This window comes from Microbacterium sp. NPDC055910 (assembly GCF_042271185.1).
Classification (GTDB): Bacteria; Actinomycetota; Actinomycetes; order Actinomycetales; family Microbacteriaceae; genus Microbacterium.
In genome coordinates this window covers 22,592-39,778 of the sequence record NZ_JBHJZS010000004.1, presented here as the reverse complement: position 1 = coordinate 39,778, position 17,187 = coordinate 22,592, and the positions used below count along the sequence as shown (strand labels likewise).

Sequence of the window (17,187 nt, the reverse complement as noted above, 5' to 3'; positions counted from 1 at the left end):
ATGGCAGAACTTCGCGGAGTGGGAATCGGGCTGGGCGTCGCCCAGGGGATCGTCGCGCGCATGGCGGAGCCGTCACCCGCGCCGAGCGACGCCCCCAGCGAGCGCAGCACCGAAGAAGAGACGACACGCGTACGAGAAGCCGTCGCGGCCGTCGCGCGCGAGCTCGAGGCACGCGGCGCGCAGGCGGGCGGCGCGGCGCAGGACGTGCTCGAGGCGCAGGCGATGATGGCGGAGGACCCGACGCTCGAGTCCGAGATCGACGCGCGGATCGCCGACGGCAAGACGAGCGAATTCGCCGTGCACGACGCGTTCGCGTCGTTCCGCGACCAGCTCGTCGCGATGGGCGGCTACCTCGGCGAGCGTGCCGCCGACCTCGACGACGTCGCGCAGCGCGTCATCGCGCGGCTGCGCGGCGTGCCCGCGCCGGGTGTGCCCGACCCGGGGCATCCGTTCGTGCTCGTGGCGAAAGACCTCGCGCCGGCCGACACGGCCCTGCTCGACCTCGACAAGGTGCTCGCCCTCATCACGACCGAGGGCGGACCGACCTCGCACACCGCGATCCTCGCCCGCGAGAAGTCGATCGTCGCGATCGTCGGCGCCGTGGGCGCGAAGGACCTCGCCGACGGCGAGACGGTGATCGTGGATGCCGCCGCCGGCGTCGTCACGACGGATCCGACCGGCGACGAGCTCGTGCGGGCGCAGCATCGAGCTGACGCGCGTGCCGCGGCGGCATCCGCCCCCATCACCGACGGAGCCCTCGCCGACGGCACCGCGATCCCACTCCTCGCGAACCTCGGCAACCCCGAGGGCGCGGCCGAGGCCGTCGCGCTCGGCGCCGAGGGCGTGGGACTCTTCCGCACCGAGTTCCTGTTCCTGAGCTCGAACCAGGCGCCGACGGTCGGGCAGCAGCGCGAGGCGTACACGAAGCTCCTGGCGGGCTTCCCGGGCAAGAAGGTCGTCGTCCGCGTGCTCGACGCGGGCGCCGACAAGCCGCTCGCGTTCCTCAACGACGCGCACGAAGACAACCCCGCCCTCGGCCTGCGCGGCATCCGCGCGCTCCGCGCGAGCGAGGACATCCTGCGCGAGCAGCTGACCGCCCTGGCCGAAGCGGATGCCGCCACCGACGCCGACCTGTGGGTCATGGCGCCCATGATCGCGACCGTCGAGGAGACGCGGTACTTCGTCGACGTCGCCCGCGACTACGGCATCAAGACGGCGGGCGTCATGGTCGAGGTGCCGTCGTCGGCGCTGCTGGCCGACCGGGTGCTCGCCCACGCCGACTTCGCCTCGATCGGCACGAACGACCTGACGCAGTACACCCTGGCGGCCGACCGCCTGCTCGGCTCGGTCGCGGCGTTCCAGGACCCGTGGCATCCGGCTGTGCTGCGGCTCATCCGCGAGGTCGGCGACGCCGGCCGGATGACCGGCAAGCCCGTCGGGATCTGCGGCGAGGCCGCCGCCGACCCGCTGCTGGCCGTCGTGCTCGTCGGTCTCGGCGCGACATCGCTGTCGATGGCTCCGACCGCGCTCGCGGATGTGCGCGCGGCGCTGCTGCAGTACACGTCGGACGATGCCCGCGACATCGCCGAATCCGCCCTCGCCGCAAGCGACGCGGCATCCGCACGAACCGCGGCCCAGACGGCCGCGACCCGGAAGAAGGAGACACAGTCATGACAACGGCGTCGACGCCTGCAAAGGCTGCCGGGGGCGCACGCGTAGGCGTGCAGCGCTTCGGCACGTTCCTGTCCGGCATGATCATGCCGAACATCCCGGCCCTGATCGCGTGGGGCATCTTCACGATGTTCTTCATCGAGAAGGGATTCACCCCCAATGCCGACCTGGCGACGATCGTCGGGCCGTTCATCCACTACCTGCTGCCGCTGGTCATCGGCTACACGGGCGGCTACATCGTCTACAAGCAGCGCGGCGGCGTCGTCGGCATCATTGCGACGATGGGTGCGATCGCCGGCTCCGACCTGCTGATCGCCCAGATCAACGCCGACCTTCCCGCCGACAACCAGCTCGGCCAGGTGCACATGTTCATCGGCGCGATGATCATGGGGCCGCTCGCCGCCTTCACGATGCGCTGGCTGGACAGCCTGTGGGACGGCAAGATCCGCTCGGGCTTCGAGATGCTCGTCAACATGTTCTCCGCGGGCATCTGGGGCTTCGTCATGGCCATCGTCGGGTTCTACCCGATCGCGTGGATGGTCAACGGCCTCATGACGGTGCTGAGCAATGCGGTCAACTGGCTCGTCGAACTGAACCTGCTGCCGCTCACGAGCATCCTGATCGAACCGGCGAAGGTGCTGTTCCTCAACAACGCCATCAACCACGGCGTGCTCACCCCGCTCGGCATCACCGAGTCCGAAGCCGACGGCAAGTCGATCCTGTTCCTGCTCGAGGCCAATCCCGGTCCGGGACTCGGACTGCTGCTGGCCTTCGCGTTCTTCGGCCTGGGCGCGGCTCGTGCCTCGGCGCCCGGTGCGGCGATCATCCAGTTCGCCGGTGGCATCCACGAGGTGTACTTCCCGTACGCCCTGATGAAGCCGACCCTCATCCTGGCGCTCATCGCCGGCGGTGCCACGGGTGTCACGACGAACATGCTCCTCGGCGGCGGGTTGGTCTTCCCAGCCGCACCGGGCAGCATCTTCGCCGTCAGCGCGGCCGCCGTCGGTGCGGGCGTGCCGAACCTGCTCGTCGTGCTGCTGTCCGTGCTGCTGGCAGCGACGGTCACCTTCCTCGTGGCATCCGTCATCCTGCGGGCGTCGCGCAAGCGGGACCTGCTCGCCGAGGCGGACCAGTTCTCGACGGCGGTGTCCAAGACGGCGGCGAACAAGGGCAAGTCCTCCGCCGCACTCGATGCCCTGCGCGCATCGGACGGCAAGGACCCCGAGACGATCCGCGACGCGCAGGAAGCCGTGGACAAGCTCGAGACCGAGGCCGAGACGGGCGGACAGCTCGATGGCGGCGTCGTCGCGACGAAGCCGGTCACGAGCATCGTCTTCGCATGCGACGCGGGCATGGGCTCGTCGGCGATGGGCGCGAGCGTACTGCGCAACAAGATGAAGAAGGCCGGGGTCGAGGGCATCACCGTCGTCAACAAGGCGATCGCGAACCTCGACGACAGCGCCGACCTCGTCATCACGCAGAACCAGCTGACCGAGCGTGCGCGCAAGCAGGTGCCGGACGCGATGCACGTGTCGGTCGACAACTTCATGAACTCCCCCAAGTACGACGAAGTCGTGGACCTGGTGCGCGACCAGCATCAGGATGGGGAGTAACCGCTGAGACCGCTGCAGGATCGGGCCGGCGCGATGCCCCCGGTCCTGCAGCCTCGGCGCGCGGCATCCGTCAATCGAAGAAGGGCAAGCGAAATGGCACGTGACGTACTGAGCCTCGGCCAGGTCAGGATCCACACCGGCAGCGCGACGCGCGAAGAGGCGATGAAGGAAGCCGCCGACATCCTCGAGTCGGCGGGTGCCGTCACCGGCGCCTACTTCGACGCGATGCAGCAGCGCGAGCAGACGGTGTCGACCTACATGGGCAACGAGCTCGCGATCCCGCACGGCACGAACGAGACGAAGGACGAGATCCTCGATTCGGCCCTGTCGGTCGTGCGCTACGACGGTGGCGTCGACTGGGGCGGCGAGCCCGTGACGTTCGTCGTGGGCATCGCCGGCAAGGGCGACGAGCACCTCGAGATCCTGTCGCAGATCGCGATCCTGTTCTCCGAAGAGGACGACGTCGCCAAGCTCCGGGCCGCGCAGACACCCGAGGAGCTCTACGCCCTCGTGTCGGCGGCGGGCGTGTGATGAAGGCCGTCCACTTCGGAGCGGGCAACATCGGGCGCGGCTTCATCGGCCTGCTGATGCACGAGGCGGGGTACGAGCTGGTGTTCTCCGACGTCGCCGCGCCGCTCGTCGACGCGATCAACGCCGTCTCGGAGTACACCGTGCACGAGGCCGGCGACGGCGGGCGGGACACCGTCGTGACGGGGTTCCGTGCGGTCAACAGCGCGGAGCACGCCGACGAGGTCATCGAGGAGATCGCCGGTGCGAACATCGTCACGACGGCCGTCGGGCCGAACGTGCTGAAATTCGTCGCGCCGCTCGTGCTGTCCGGACTCGCGCTGCGCGATCCGTCGTCGCCGCCGCTGCAGATCATGGCGTGCGAGAACGCGATCAACGCGACCGACATCCTGCGCGACGAGATCCGCGAGCAGGCGGGCGACGCGTGGGATGCCATCTCCGGCCGCGCCGTGTTCGCCAACACGGCGGTCGACCGCATCGTCCCCGGACAGGCCGCGGGCACCGGCGTCAACGTGACGGTCGAGCCGTTCTTCGAGTGGGCGATCGAGCGTCCGCCGTTCGGTGACGCCGTGCCGGACATCCCGGGGGCGCATTTCGTCGACGACCTCACGCCGTACATCGAGCGCAAGCTGTTCACGGTCAACACCGGGCACGCCACGACGGCGTACTTCGGCGCGCAGGCCGGGGTCGAGAAGATCTCGGACGCCCTGGCCGACCCCGGGATCGCCGCGAAGGTCGAAGCGGCGCTCGAAGAGACGTCGGCGCTCCTGGTCGACAAGCACGGCCTCGATCCGGCGGTGCAGGCCCAGTACCGTGCGACGATCCTCGGGCGGTTCCGCAACCCCGCCCTGCCCGACACCGTGTGGCGCGTCGGCCGCCAGCCGCTGCGCAAGCTGTCCCGGCACGAGCGGTTCGTGGGACCGGCGGCCGAGGCCGCCGAGCGCGGTCTCGCCGTCGACGCGCTGGTCGCCGCGATGGGGGCGGCGCTCGAGTTCGACGATGCCGAAGACGCGCAGTCGGTCGATCTGCAGCGCCGGCTGCGCGAGCAGGATGCCGCGACCGTCACCGCGTCGGTCACGGGCCTCGAGCCGCAGCATCCGCTCTTCGCGCGCGTGCAGGAGGTCGTCGCGGCGCGCCAGGCCGACCTCACCTGACCCGCTCTCTCCTCGCGCGGGCCCGCACGGTCCCCCCGCGCGCGCTGTCGCGCGCCCTCCCCCGCTTCCGTTTCCCGTTTCCGTTTCCCGTTGACGTTTCCCGTTGACTTTTCCCGTTGACTTTTCCCGTTGACGTTTCCCGTTGACTTGCGCCCTCTGCGCGCGGCACGCCGCGCGCTTCGCGCACAAGGCGCAAGTCGGCGGGAAGACGCACGCCACCACCGCGCACGCCACAAGGCGCTAGCGACAACGGCGGACGCCACAGGGCGCTACCACCTCGGCGCACCCCACAGGGCGCCACTTGCGGCCTGTGCACGCGACACGCCGGGCGTTTCGCGCACAAGGCGCAAGTCGGCGGGAGGAGGGCCGAGGCACCGGCGGGAGGAGGGCCGAGGTACCGGCGGGACGACGGCCGAGGGACGGGCGCGGAGCGGCGCGAAGCGGTCACCCGCGGAACGTAGACTTCTCCGCCGTGACCTTCGTCCTCGCGTGCGCCGCGGCATTCGTCGCCGCCGTCATCCAACGCATCACGGGGCTGGGGTTCGTCCTCGTGCTCATCGGTCCCATCGTGCTCGTCTACGGCCCGGTCGAAGGCGTCACGATCGGCGTGCTGCTCGCGCTCGTGGCATCCCTCAGCGCCGTGCCGATCGTGTGGCGGCAGGTGCAGTGGCGACGCACGTGGTGGCTCATCTGGCCGGGCCTTCTCATGGCTCCGCTCGGGGCCTTCCTCGTCCTGGCGCTCCCTGAGCCGGCTCTGCTCCTGCTCATCGCGGCGATGGCGTACTTCGCCCTCATCGCGGGATGGATCCCCGCGCTGTCGGCATCGCTGCGCGGCCGCAGCGGCGCCGCCGTCGCAGGAGCCGCGGGCGGTTTCATGCACGTCGCGAGCGGGCTGTCCGGTCCCGCCCTGGCCGCCTACGCCGTCGGCGACAAATGGCCCCAGCGCAGCTTCTCGGCGAGCGTGCAGGTCGTCTTCGTCGCGTTCAGCGCTGTTTCCGTCATGCTCCGCGGCATCCCGGTCTCTCCTCTTTCCGAGGTCGGGCTGCTCGTCGTGGCGACGGTCGCCGGCATCCTGGCGGGCACCGTGCTCACGCGCTTCGTGCCGCCGCGCCCCGCGCGGATCGCGATGCTCGCGATCGCCTGGGCGGGCGCGACGGTCGTACTGGTTCGCGGGGTGCTGTCGCTCATGAGCGGGATGCCCGGCTGACAGCACCCACCCTTCCTCGCGCGACTTGCGCCCAATGCGCGACGCGCCAGGCGTGTCGCGCGCACAGGGCGCAAGTCAACAGGAGGACGGACGAGCGCGGCGAGAGCGGCGAGAGCGAGAGCGGCGAGAGCGAGAGCGGCGAGAGCGAGAGCGGCGAGAGCGAGAGCGGCGAGAGCGGCGAGAGCGAGAGCGGCGAGCGCGGCGAGCGCGGCGAGCGCGGCGAGCGCGGCGAGAGCGCGGCCTCCTCGCGCGACTTGCGCCCAATGCGCGACGCGCCAGGCGTGTCCCGCGCACAGGGCGCAAGTCAACGGGCGGACGGCGAGCGCGGCGAGAGCACGGGCGGACGGCAAGCGCGGCGAGAGCACGGGCGGACGGATAAGCGCGGGCGGACGGACGAGCCCGACGAGCCCGACGCGACGACCGAGCCCCGTCAGAGGCCCTGCCAGGCGGGCTTGTTCGCCCACGCGGAGCGGTAGTACTCGGCGAAGCGCAACCCGGCCGCGGCGGCCTCGTCGACGATGATCGTCGTGTGACCGTGCACCTGCACGGCAGAGGCGGGGTTGCTCGCCGACACGGGGCCCTCGACGGCACCGGCGACCGCCTCGGCCTTCGCCTCGCCGAACGCGAGCAGGAACAGGTGCCGCGCATCGAGGATCGTGCCGATGCCCTGCGTGATGCAATGAAGGGGCACGTCGTCGGGCGAGTCGAAGAAGCGCGCATTGTCGGCGCGCGTCGCCGCTGTCAGCGTCTTGATGCGGGTGCGGGATGCCAGCGAGCTGCCCGGCTCGTTGAAGCCGATGTGCCCCGTGCGCCCGATGCCGAGGATCTGCACGTCGACGCCCCCGGCCGCCGCGATCGCGGCGTCGTACTCGTGCCCCGCCGCCTGGGTGCTGGACGCACCGTCCCCCGGCACGACGACGAGCTCGGGAGTCAGGCCGAGCGGCCCGACGACCTCGCGCGTGATGACGGCGCGGTAGCTCTCGGGATGCCCTGGCGGCAATCCGACGTACTCGTCCAGCGCGAAACCGCGCACCCGGGTGACGTCGATGCCCTCCTCGGCGATGATCCGTGCCAGCGCCCCGTAGACGGCCAGCGGCGTGGAGCCCGTCGCGAGCCCCAGCACGGCGTCGGGCTTCGACGCGATCAGGTCCGCGATCGCGCGCGCGACGATCTCGCCCGCGTGCTGCTGCGACGGGACGATGAGTACCTCAGCCATGTCAAATCTCCATGTGAGGGCGCGCCACACGCCCGGTCGTCCTCTCGGGCCGAAGCCCGCACCATCCGCGACAGACCGCCTCGAAACCCGAAGAGCGGATGCCGCGGGCCGGTCAGCGGCTGAAGCCCTCGCCGATGATCTCGATGAGCTCCTCGCGCTCTTCGACGGCGAGGAAGGCCGCCGCGGCGGCGTTCAGCTGGAAAGCCTCGACGTCTTCGAGGGAGTACTCGAAGGTCTCTACGAGGTGCGCGAGCTCGCGCGTGAGCGACGTGCCGCTCATCGTGCGGTTGTCGACGTTGACCGTCACGGCGAAGCCGAGCTGGTAGAGCAGATCGAACGGGTGGTCCTCGAGGCTGCGGCCCCACGCCGCGCTCGCCCCCGTCTGCAGGTTCGACGACGGGGACAGTTCGAGCGGGATCTCGCGATCGCGCACCCAGCGCGCGAGGTCGCCGAAGCGCACGAACACCTCGTCGCCCTCGCTCGAGACGAGCTCGAGGTCTTCGGCGATCCGCACGCCGTGGCCGAGCCGCAGCGCCCGTCCGTCGAGCAGCGCACCGCGGATCGAGTCGAGACCTGCCGCTTCGCCCGCGTGCACCGTGACAGGGAAGAACTCCCCCGCGAGATAGTCGAACGCGGCGCGGTGGCCCGATGCCGGGTAGCCGTCTTCGGGGCCGGCCATGTCGAAGCCGACGACTCCGCGCTCGCGCCAGCGCACCGCGAGTTCGGCGGTCTCGAGCGAACGGTCGTTCTGGCGCATCGCGCTGAGCAGCTGGCCGACGCGGATGTCGTGACCGCGGCCCTCGGCGGCATCCTCACCCTCTTCGATGCCCTCCTGCACGGCAGACACGGCCTCGTCGGGCGTGAGCCCACGGGCGAGGTGCTGCTCGGGCGCCCAGCGCATCTCGCCGTACACGACGCCGTCCGAGGCGAGGTCCTCGACGAACTCCCGCGCGACGCGGGTCAGCCCTTCGCGCGTCTGCATGACCGCGGTCGTCACCTCGAACATCTTGAGGTACTCCACGAGCGAACCGGCCTCACTGCGCGCGGCGAACCACTCCGCGAGATCGCCGGCGTCGGTCTCGGGCACGTCGATCCCGTGCTCATCGGCGAGGTCGACGATCGTCGCGGCCCGGACGCCCCCGTCGAGGTGGTCGTGCAGCGACACCTTCGGCAGGCGGCGGATCGAGACGCCCTGGACGACGGCGTCGCCGTTCTGGTCGATGGGCATGGCGTGGACTCCTCGGGTCGTGCGGCGGGTTCGGTTCGGATCGGGATGCCGGTGGCTCACGCCGTGATGCGCTCGAAGACGAGCGGCGTGCGCGCGGGGGGTTCGAGCGCGATCTGCCAGGCTCCGTCGACGGCTTCGAGCGCGCGGTCGAAGCGCGACGCGTCGTGGCCCAGCAGCGTGAAGAGGGGCTGGCCGGCGGCGACCTCATCGCCGGGCTTGACGTGCAGGTCGATGCCCGCCGCGTGCAGCACGGGGTCCTCGGCGCGCGCGCGACCGGCGCCGAGCCGCCACGCGGCGATCCCGAACGGCAGCGCCTCGATGCGCGCGACGAAGCCGGCCTCGGGAGCGGTGACGGTGTGCGTCTCGTTCGGCTGCGGCAGCGCGGCATCCGGATCGCCGTCCTGTGCGCGGATCATGGCGCGCCACGTGTCCATCGCACGGCCGTCCTGCAGCGCCCGCTCGACGTCGGCGTCGGGCTGTCCGGCGAGGGCGAGCATCTCGCGCGCGAGCGCCACCGTGAGCTCGACGACATCGGCGGGACCGCCGCCGGCGAGCACCTCGACCGATTCGCGCACTTCGTTGGCGTTGCCGATCGCGAGGCCGAGGGGCGTGTTCATGTCGGTCAGCAGCGCCGTCGTCGCAACGCCCGAGTCGGTGCCGAGCGCGACCATCGTGCGGGCGAGCTCGCGCGCCCGATCGACGTCGCGCATGAACGCGCCCGAGCCGAACTTGACGTCGAGCACGAGCGAATCGGTGCCCTCGGCGATCTTCTTCGACATGATGCTCGACGCGATGAGCGGGATCGCCTCGACCGTGCCGGTGACATCGCGGAGCGCGTAGAGCTTCTTGTCGGCGGGGGCGAGACCCGACCCGGCGGCGCAGATGACGGCGCCGACGTCGGCGAGCTGCGCGAGCATCTCTTCGTTCGAGAGCGCCGCACGCCATCCCGGAATGGACTCGAGCTTGTCGAGCGTGCCGCCCGTGTGGCCGAGGCCGCGGCCGGACAGCTGCGGGACGGCGACGCCGAACGACGCCACGAGCGGAGCGAGCGGCAGCGTGATCTTGTCGCCGACACCGCCCGTCGAGTGCTTGTCGACCGTGGGCTTTCCGAGGCCCGCGAAGCTCATGCGCTCACCGGAGTCGATCATGGCGTCGGTGAGCACGCGGATCTCGTCGCGCGTCATGCCGTTGAGCAGGATCGCCATCGCGAACGACGCCATCTGCGCATCGGCGACGTAGCCGCGCGTGTACGCGTCGACCATCCAGCGCAGCGCGTCTTCGGGCACAGCGCCGCCGTCGCGCTTGGCCCGGATGACGTCGACCGCGTCGTGCGCCTCGACTGCGGGGCGCGACCCTTCGACAGGCTCAGGGACCGAGGCGGCAGGCTCAGGGACCGAGGCGACAGCCTCAGGGACCGCGGGGGTGGGGGTCATCGGGCCACCGCCTCGAGGTCGCGGGGGCCGAACGCGTCGGGCAGCACTTCGTCGATCGTGCGGATGCCGGACACCGTCTCCAGCAGCATCCCGGGAAGGGCGAATTCGTACAGCAGCTGCCGGCAGCGTCCGCACGGCATGATCGTCTCGCCCTCGCCGTTGACGCACACGAAGGCGACGAGCTGGCCGCCGCCGGACATCTGCAAGTCGCTCACGAGTCCGCACTCGGCGCACAGGCCCACGCCGTACGACGCGTTCTCGACGTTGCATCCCTGCACGATGCGGCCGTCCGACACGAGCGCCGCCGCCCCCACCTTGTAGCGGGAGTAGGGCGCGTAGGCCCGCTGCATCGCCTCGGTCGCGACGGCGCGCAGTTCGTCCCAGTCGATATCGGTCACGTGTGTCTCATCCCTTGATGTACGGTTTGCCCGCCGCGGCGGGGCCTCGGATCTGTCCCGCGAACCCGGCGACCGCGAGGATCGTCACGAGGTAGGGCAGCATGAGCATGAACTCGCTCGGGATCGGGGTCTTCAGCACGGTCAGCAGGTTCTGCAGGTTCGTCGCGAATCCGAACAGCAGCGCGGCGAGCGTCGCGCGGATCGGATCCCACCGTCCGAAGATGACGGCCGCGAGGGCGATGAAGCCCAGGCCCGCCGTCATCTCCTTGCCGAACTGCGGCACCGAGACGAGCGTGAAGTACGCGCCGCCGATGCCGGCGATCGCGCCCGCGAGCGTGAGGTTCCAGAACCGCGACGGGTTGACCTTGATGCCGACCGTGTCGGCCGCCTGCGGGTGCTCGCCGACCGCGCGCAGGCGCAGTCCCCACCGCGTGCGGTACATGGCCCACGCGACGAGGGCGACGACGACGTACATGAGGTAGACGATGAACGTCTGGTTGAACAGGACCGGTCCGATGATGGGGATCTCGCTGAGGAGCGGGATCTCGATGCGTGTGAACCGGATCGGCGTGTTGAGCGCGGCGGTGTTCGGCACGAGCAGGACGCCGTACAGGAACCCGGTCAGTCCCGTCACGAGCACGTTCAGCACGACGCCGACGATGACCTGCTCGACGAGGTACTTGATGGCGAAGGCGCCGAGCACGGCCGCGACGAGCATGCCGCCGATCATCGCGCCGATCAGGCCCACGAAGGGGTTGCCGGTCATGCTCGACAGCAGAGCCGCGCTGAACGCGCCGAGCAGCAGCTGTGCCTCGATCGCGACGTTGACGACGCCGACGCGCTCTCCGATGACGCCGCCGAGGGCGCCGAAGACGAGCGGCACCGAGAGCGACACGGCGCCGAACAGCAGCCCGGTCACGGGCACGAGCCCGCCCGCCGACGCCCAGGTCAGGAAGGCGAACACGGCGAGCACGCCGTAGGCGATGGCCAGCCACACGCTCGAGCGCCGGTAGCCGTAGGCGTCCCAGATCGACCAGAGCGTCAGCAGCACGAGCACGACGAACACGCCCCAGCACGTCGCCGCCGTCGGCACGCCCACGTTGGGCAGCGCGATCGACGAGCCCGGGTCGCCGAGGCGGAAGGTGCTCGTCCCGTCACGGGGAACGAGGAGGAACAGCAGACCGAGCAGCACCGTGACGGTCACGAGTGTGATGGCGAACTTCCGGTGCCGCACGCGCACGCTGGTGAGCTCGATCGTGCCGCCGGCGAGATCCGGCGTCGTCGCGGTCATGCCGTCACCGCCTTCTTGGCCGCCTTGGCTCTCGCCTTCGCGGCCTTTTCGGCGTCGGTCTTGGGGAGGAAGAAGATCGTGCGGATCAGCGGCGGGGCCGCGATGAACAGCACGATGAGCGACTGCACGACCAGCACGATGTCGACGGGGATGCCCTGCGAGGCCTGCATCGTGAAGCTGCCCGCCTTCAGCGCTCCGAACAGGATGCCGGCGGCGAAGACCCCCCACGCACGGCTGCGGCCGAGGAGGGCGACCGTGATGGCGTCGAAGCCGATGCCCGCGTCGATCAGACCGTCGAAGCCGCTCGTCACGGCCCCCTGGATCTGGTTCATGCCGGCAAGGCCCGCGAGACCGCCCGCGAAGAGCATCGCGTAGATGTACATGCGCTGCACCGAGATGCCCGATGCGAGCGCCGCGTGCGGGTTCTCGCCGACGGCGCGCAGGCGGAAGCCGAGCGATGACCGCTCGACGAGCCACCACACGAACGCCGTCGCGGCGATCACGATGACGAAGCCCCAGTCCAGCAGCGGGAACCGCGGCCCGAGCAGTTCGGGGAACTGGGCCGTGACCGGCGTCGGGTCCGAGATCGGCTGATCTCCGGCCGCGCGCTGCAGCACGCCCGGCGTGCGGACCATCCACGTCACGAGATAGAACGCGACGTAGTTGAGCATGATCGTGAGGATGACCTCGTGCGCGCCCGTCTTGGCCTTCAGGATGCCGACGATGCCACCCCAGATCGCGCCACCGGCGATACCCGCCGCGAGCGTCAGCGGGATGTGCACGGCCGCCGGCAGGTCGAGGTGGAAGGTCAGCAGCGCCGCCGTCGCCGCACCGATGAGGATCTGACCGCGGCCGCCGATGTTGAACAGGCCGACCCGGAACGCCAGGGCGACCCCGAGCCCCGCCGCGATGAGCGGCGCGGCGAACCCGAGGGTGTTCGTGAGCGGCCGGATCGCGGTCAGGAAGTCGTCGGCGCGCGCGTTGTAGATCGATCCGCGGAAGAGCGCCTCGTACCCGCCGTACACGGAGTTCCACACCGCGGCGAGCATGTCACCGGGGCGGGCGAAGAAGTAGCCGGCCGTGGCCTGCACCTCGCGGTTCGTGACCGCCATGAGGATGCCGCCGACGATCATCGCGACGACGATCGCGAGGATCGTGGTGACGGCGCTGCCGCGCAGCAGCTCTTTGATGAAGACGTTCTGCCTCGGCGGCGGCTCGATCTCGGGGGTTCCCGTGAGAGGACCGGATGCCGCGGGCAACTGCTCCGCCGGCATCCCCTTGAGCTGCTCGGGGCCCGATCCCGGGGTCTGACCGGTCATGCCGCCACCCCCTCGGGCATCTCGCCCGCCATCATGAGCCCCAGCACGTCGCGCGGTGTGTCACCGGGCACGATGCCGATGATGCGCCCGCGGTACATCACCGCGATGCGGTCGGCGAGGGCTGCGACCTCGTCGAGCTCGGTCGAGACGACGACGACCGGGATCCCGGCATCCCTCGTCTCGACGATGCGCCGGTGGATGAACTCGATCGAGCCGACGTCGACGCCGCGCGTGGGCTGTGCCGCGATCAGCAGCGACAGCTCGCGGCTCATCTCGCGCGCGATGACGACCTTCTGCTGGTTGCCGCCCGAGAGCGTTCCGGCGGGAGTGTGGGTGCCCTGGGTGCGGATGTCGTACTCGGTGATGCGCGCGCGGGCGAAGTCGTCGAGCACCCCCCGGCGGATCGTGCCTGCCGAGACGAACTCGGGATCGCTCGACCGGTCGAGGATGAGGTTCTCGGCGACCGAGAACGTGCCGACGAGGCCGTCTTCCGTGCGATCCTCGGGCACGAAGCCCACACCCTGATCCAGGATGCCGCGCACGCTCTTGCCCGCCAGTTCCGTGCCGTTCAGGGTGATCGAACCGGTCACGCCGGGAGCCAGGCCCACGAGGGCCTCGATCAGCTCGGTCTGGCCGTTGCCCTGCACACCGGCGATCGCGAGGATCTCGCCGGGCCGCGCGTGGAAGCTCACATCGTCGACGACGACGGTGCCGTCTGGCGTCACGACCCGCAGATCCCGCACGTTCAGGCCGCCGTCGCCGATCCGGGGCGGATCCTTCTGGACCGTGAGCTCGACGGCGCGGCCGACCATGAGCGAGGCGAGCTCGGCGTTGGTCGCCGTCGGCGACGCTTCGCCGACGACCTTGCCGAGGCGGATGACGGTGATGCGATCCGCGACGGCGCGCACTTCGCGCAGCTTGTGGGTGATGAACACGATCGACGTGCCCTCGTCGCGCAGCTGCCGCATGATCGCCATGAGCTCGTCGGTCTCCTGCGGCGTGAGCACGGCCGTGGGCTCGTCGAACACGAGTACGCGCGCGTCGCGCGAGAGAGCTTTGATGAGCTCGACACGCTGCTGGACGCCGACCGGCAGGTCGCCCACGAGCGCATCGGGATCGACGTCGAACCCGAAACGCGCGGCGACGTCGCGCACGTGCTGACGAGCCTTGTTCAGATCGAGCGCGCCGACCCTGTTGGTGTTCTCGTGTCCGAGCATGACGTTCTCGGCGACGGTGAAGACGGGGATGAGCATGAAGTGCTGGTGGACCATGCCGATGCCGGCCGCCATCGCGTCGCCCGGTCCCCGGAAGTGCTGCACGACGTCATCGAGCAGGATCTCGCCCTCGTCGGCCTGATAGAGGCCGTACAGCACGTTCATCAGGGTGGACTTGCCGGCCCCGTTCTCACCGAGGAGCGCGTGGATCTCGCCGGGCTCGACCACGAGATCGATGTGGTCGTTCGCGACGAGGCTGCCGAACCGCTTGGTGATGCCGCGGAGTTCGAGCTTCATACTGTGCACCTTATCTAGTCGTCCCGCCGGCCTGGAAGAAGCGCCCGGAAAGAACAGCGGCCGGGTGGACGAAGCATCCACCCGGCCGCTGTGCGGTACTGGCGTGCGCTCAGCCGCCGATGGGCGACGCGGGCGAGGTCACCTCGAGCTCACCCGAGATGATCTGCTCGCGCAGCGCGTCGAGCTCGTCGAGCAGGCCGTCGGGCAGCTGCGACTCGAACGAGCCGAAGCCGGACAGGCCCACGCCCTCGTTCTCGAGCGTTCCCACGTAGGGGGTGGCGTCGAAGTCGCCGGCTGCCGCCTGGATCGTGGCGTCGTACACCGACTGGTCGATGCGCTTGAGGATCGACACGAGCACCATGTCGGCGACGCTCGGGTCGGCGACCGCGAGGTCGGAGTCGACACCGAGCATGACGACGTCGCCGCCGCCGTCGCTGATGGCCGCTGCCGCGCTCTGATAGACGGGGCCGCCGACCGGCAGGATCACATCGACGCCCTGGTCGAGGATGCCCTGAGCGGTCTGCTTCGCGCCGTCGTTCGCGGCGAAGCCGCCCGTGAACGCGCCGTCCTGCGCTGCGACGTCCCACCCGAAGGTCGCGACATCGACGCTCTTGTCCTCGTTGTACTTCTCGACGCCGTCGACGAAGCCGTCCATGAAGATCGTGACGGGCGGGATCGGGATGCCGCCGAACGTGCCGACCTTGTCGACGCCCGCGGCGTTCGACCACGCCGCTGCGGCGTAGCCGCCGAGGTACGCGGCCTGGACCGTGTCGAACAGGAGGGGCTTGATGTTGGGGGCGTCGGTCGTGCCGTCGCCGTCCGCGTCGGCCCAGTCGTCGATGATGGCGTACTCGAGGTCGGGGTTCGCCGTCGCCGAGGCGATCGTGTCGGCCGACAGCTTGAAGCCCACGGACACGATGAAGGTGCAGCCTTCCGCGACGAGGTTCTCGAGGTTCGGGGCGTAGTCGTTGGCGGAGTTGGACTCGACCTCGATCGCCTCGACGCCGAGTTCGGCCGCGGCGCGGTCCATGCCCTCCTTGGCCGACTGGTTGAACGACTTGTCGTTCCAGCCGCCTTCGTCGGAGATGAGGCAGGGCGTGAAGCCCTCGGTGGCCTCGGGGGCTTCCGTGCCGTCTCCCCCGGCTTCGGGCGCGGCGCCGCAACCGGCGAGGACGAGGGCGATGCCGGCTGCTGCAGCGAGGCCGCCCAGCTTCTTGGTGCGTGAGATGGTCAACTCAGCCTCCACATCCTTAGCCCCGCGTCTCTCGCGGGGACGGTAAAGATTACCCACGCCGACAGCGCCCTCGTACACCCCACGAGACGGTTGACGCCGAAAGGTTATGAAGACGCAACCCGGCGAGGTCAGAGGACGTCGCCGCGGCCGGTCAGTTTCAGGGCGTCGACGACACCCTTGACGCGCTGCGCGTGCTCGGTCGTGGTGACCAGGAGCGCGTCTTCGGTGTCGACGATGACGATGTCCTTCACTCCGATCACGCTGATGACACGGGGCGTCTGGCTCACGACGATTCCGCTCGAGGTGTCCGACAGGATCCGCGCGTTCTCGCCGAGGATCGCGAGGTTGTCTTTGCGCCCGCCCGAGTTGAGCTTGGACAGGCTCGCGAAGTCGCCCACGTCATCCCAGTCGAAATGGCCGGGGATGACGGCGAGCCGCCCCTTGGCGGCGGCGGGCTCGGCGACGGCGTAGTCGATCGCGATCTTCTCGAGGGTCGGCCACACGCGGTCGACGACGGGGCCGCGCGCATCGCGGTCGTCCCACGCCTCGGCGAGTTCGAGAAGTCCCGCGTGCAGGGCCGGGCGGTTCGCCTCGATCTCGGCCAGCAGGACATCGGCGCGCGTGATGAACATGCCCGCGTTCCACAGGTACGAGCGCTCGGCGAAGTACTGCTTGGCCGTCTCGAGATCGGGCTTCTCGACGAAGCTGTCCACGAGTGCAGCCTCGGGCGCGCCGTCGATGATGAGCCCGTCGCCCTTCTTTATATAGCCGAAGCCCACCGACGGCTCGCTGGGCTGGATGCCGATCGTCGCGATGTATCCCTCGCGTGCCGTCGCGACCGCCTGGCGCACCGCCCAGTCGAACAGGTGCGGCACTCGGATGACGTGATCGGCGGCGAACGATCCGATCAGCACATCGGGCTCACGGCGGGCCAGCACGGCGGCGGCCAGCCCGATCGCGGCGGTGGAATCGCGCGGCTCGGATTCGAGGAAGACGTTTCGATCCGGGATGCCGGGAAGGTCGGCCTCGACGGCCGCGCGGTGCGCGCGTCCTGTCACGACCGCGATCCGGTCGGCGCCGGCGATCGGCTCGAGCCGGTCCCACGTCGCCCGCAGCAGCGAGTGCCCCGCGCCGGTGAGGTCGTGCAGGAACTTCGGCGCCTCGGCACGAGACAGCGGCCACAGCCTGCTGCCGATGCCGCCGGCGGGGATCACGGCGTAGAAGTCGGCGATGGGCTCCGTCATGCGCTCCAGGCTATCCGGGTCGCGGGCTAAGGGTGTCCTACGTCGCCACCTCCTCTCGAGCGGCAATAGGATGGTCGGAGCGCCCGCGTGACGCCGGTGATCCGTTCGGCAGCGAAGGATCATCCGGGGCATCGATTCCG

14 protein-coding genes are annotated in these 17,187 nt (G+C 70.2%); 5 read left to right on the top strand and 9 right to left on the bottom strand.

What is annotated here, in order from left to right:
* The 5 genes from ptsP (at position 1) to ACFC3F_RS03240 (ending at position 6,173) form a co-directional block, all read left to right on the top strand.
* Positions 1–1,674 (top strand): phosphoenolpyruvate--protein phosphotransferase, encoded by a 1,674-nt coding sequence (ptsP, locus tag ACFC3F_RS03260; RefSeq protein ID WP_376126613.1) that lies wholly within the window; start codon positions 1–3, stop codon positions 1,672–1,674.
* Positions 1,671–3,284 carry a PTS mannitol transporter subunit IICB gene (locus tag ACFC3F_RS03255; protein ID WP_376126610.1) on the top strand — a complete coding sequence of 538 codons (1,614 nt, stop codon included), beginning with the start codon at positions 1,671–1,673 and terminating at the stop codon, positions 3,282–3,284. Before ptsP ends, ACFC3F_RS03255 begins: the two co-directional genes overlap by 4 nt.
* 93 nt (positions 3,285–3,377) lie before the next feature.
* Positions 3,378–3,815: a PTS sugar transporter subunit IIA gene (locus tag ACFC3F_RS03250; RefSeq protein WP_376126608.1), complete on the top strand. Its 438-nt coding sequence runs from the start codon at positions 3,378–3,380 to the stop codon at positions 3,813–3,815.
* On the top strand, positions 3,815–4,966 hold the full coding sequence (locus tag ACFC3F_RS03245) for a mannitol-1-phosphate 5-dehydrogenase (protein ID WP_376126821.1): 1,152 nt from the start codon (positions 3,815–3,817) through the stop codon (positions 4,964–4,966). The genes ACFC3F_RS03250 and ACFC3F_RS03245 overlap by 1 nt, the downstream gene beginning before the upstream one ends.
* Positions 4,967–5,438: 472 nt before the next feature.
* Positions 5,439–6,173, top strand: coding sequence for a TSUP family transporter (locus ACFC3F_RS03240; RefSeq protein ID WP_376126606.1), 735 nt, complete (start codon positions 5,439–5,441; stop codon positions 6,171–6,173).
* A 430-nt stretch (positions 6,174–6,603) separates the two neighbouring features.
* Here ACFC3F_RS03240 and ACFC3F_RS03235 read toward each other — a convergent pair whose 3' ends face one another.
* The 9 genes from ACFC3F_RS03235 to ACFC3F_RS03195 all read right to left on the bottom strand — a co-directional run bounded on the left by ACFC3F_RS03235 (position 6,604) and on the right by ACFC3F_RS03195 (position 17,047).
* Entirely contained in the window at positions 6,604–7,389 is a 786-nt protein-coding gene (locus tag ACFC3F_RS03235) for a glucosamine-6-phosphate deaminase (RefSeq protein ID WP_376126603.1), read from the bottom strand.
* 112 nt (positions 7,390–7,501) lie between these two features.
* Positions 7,502–8,617: an adenosine deaminase gene (locus ACFC3F_RS03230; RefSeq protein WP_376126600.1), complete on the bottom strand. Its 1,116-nt coding sequence runs from the start codon at positions 8,615–8,617 to the stop codon at positions 7,502–7,504.
* A 56-nt stretch (positions 8,618–8,673) separates the two neighbouring features.
* On the bottom strand, positions 8,674–10,050 hold the full coding sequence (locus ACFC3F_RS03225) for a thymidine phosphorylase (protein ID WP_376126598.1): 1,377 nt from the start codon (positions 10,048–10,050) through the stop codon (positions 8,674–8,676).
* On the bottom strand, positions 10,047–10,448 hold the full coding sequence (locus ACFC3F_RS03220; protein ID WP_376126596.1) for a cytidine deaminase: 402 nt from the start codon (positions 10,446–10,448) through the stop codon (positions 10,047–10,049). The genes ACFC3F_RS03225 and ACFC3F_RS03220 overlap by 4 nt, the downstream gene beginning before the upstream one ends.
* 7 nt (positions 10,449–10,455) lie before the next feature.
* Complete coding sequence (locus tag ACFC3F_RS03215; RefSeq protein ID WP_376126593.1) at positions 10,456–11,739, bottom strand: ABC transporter permease; 1,284 nt, start codon at positions 11,737–11,739, stop codon at positions 10,456–10,458.
* Positions 11,736–13,058: an ABC transporter permease gene (locus ACFC3F_RS03210; RefSeq protein WP_376126591.1), complete on the bottom strand. Its 1,323-nt coding sequence runs from the start codon at positions 13,056–13,058 to the stop codon at positions 11,736–11,738. The genes ACFC3F_RS03215 and ACFC3F_RS03210 overlap by 4 nt, the downstream gene beginning before the upstream one ends.
* A complete protein-coding gene (locus tag ACFC3F_RS03205) occupies positions 13,055–14,569 on the bottom strand; it encodes an ABC transporter ATP-binding protein (protein WP_376126588.1) in 1,515 nt (504 codons plus the stop codon). Before ACFC3F_RS03205 ends, ACFC3F_RS03210 begins: the two co-directional genes overlap by 4 nt.
* 109 nt (positions 14,570–14,678) lie before the next feature.
* Positions 14,679–15,803 (bottom strand): BMP family protein, encoded by a 1,125-nt coding sequence (locus ACFC3F_RS03200; protein ID WP_376126585.1) that lies wholly within the window; start codon positions 15,801–15,803, stop codon positions 14,679–14,681.
* A 128-nt stretch (positions 15,804–15,931) separates the two neighbouring features.
* Positions 15,932–17,047, bottom strand: coding sequence for a mannose-1-phosphate guanylyltransferase (locus tag ACFC3F_RS03195; protein ID WP_376126582.1), 1,116 nt, complete (start codon positions 17,045–17,047; stop codon positions 15,932–15,934).
* Between the last annotated feature and the right edge of the window lie 140 nt (positions 17,048–17,187).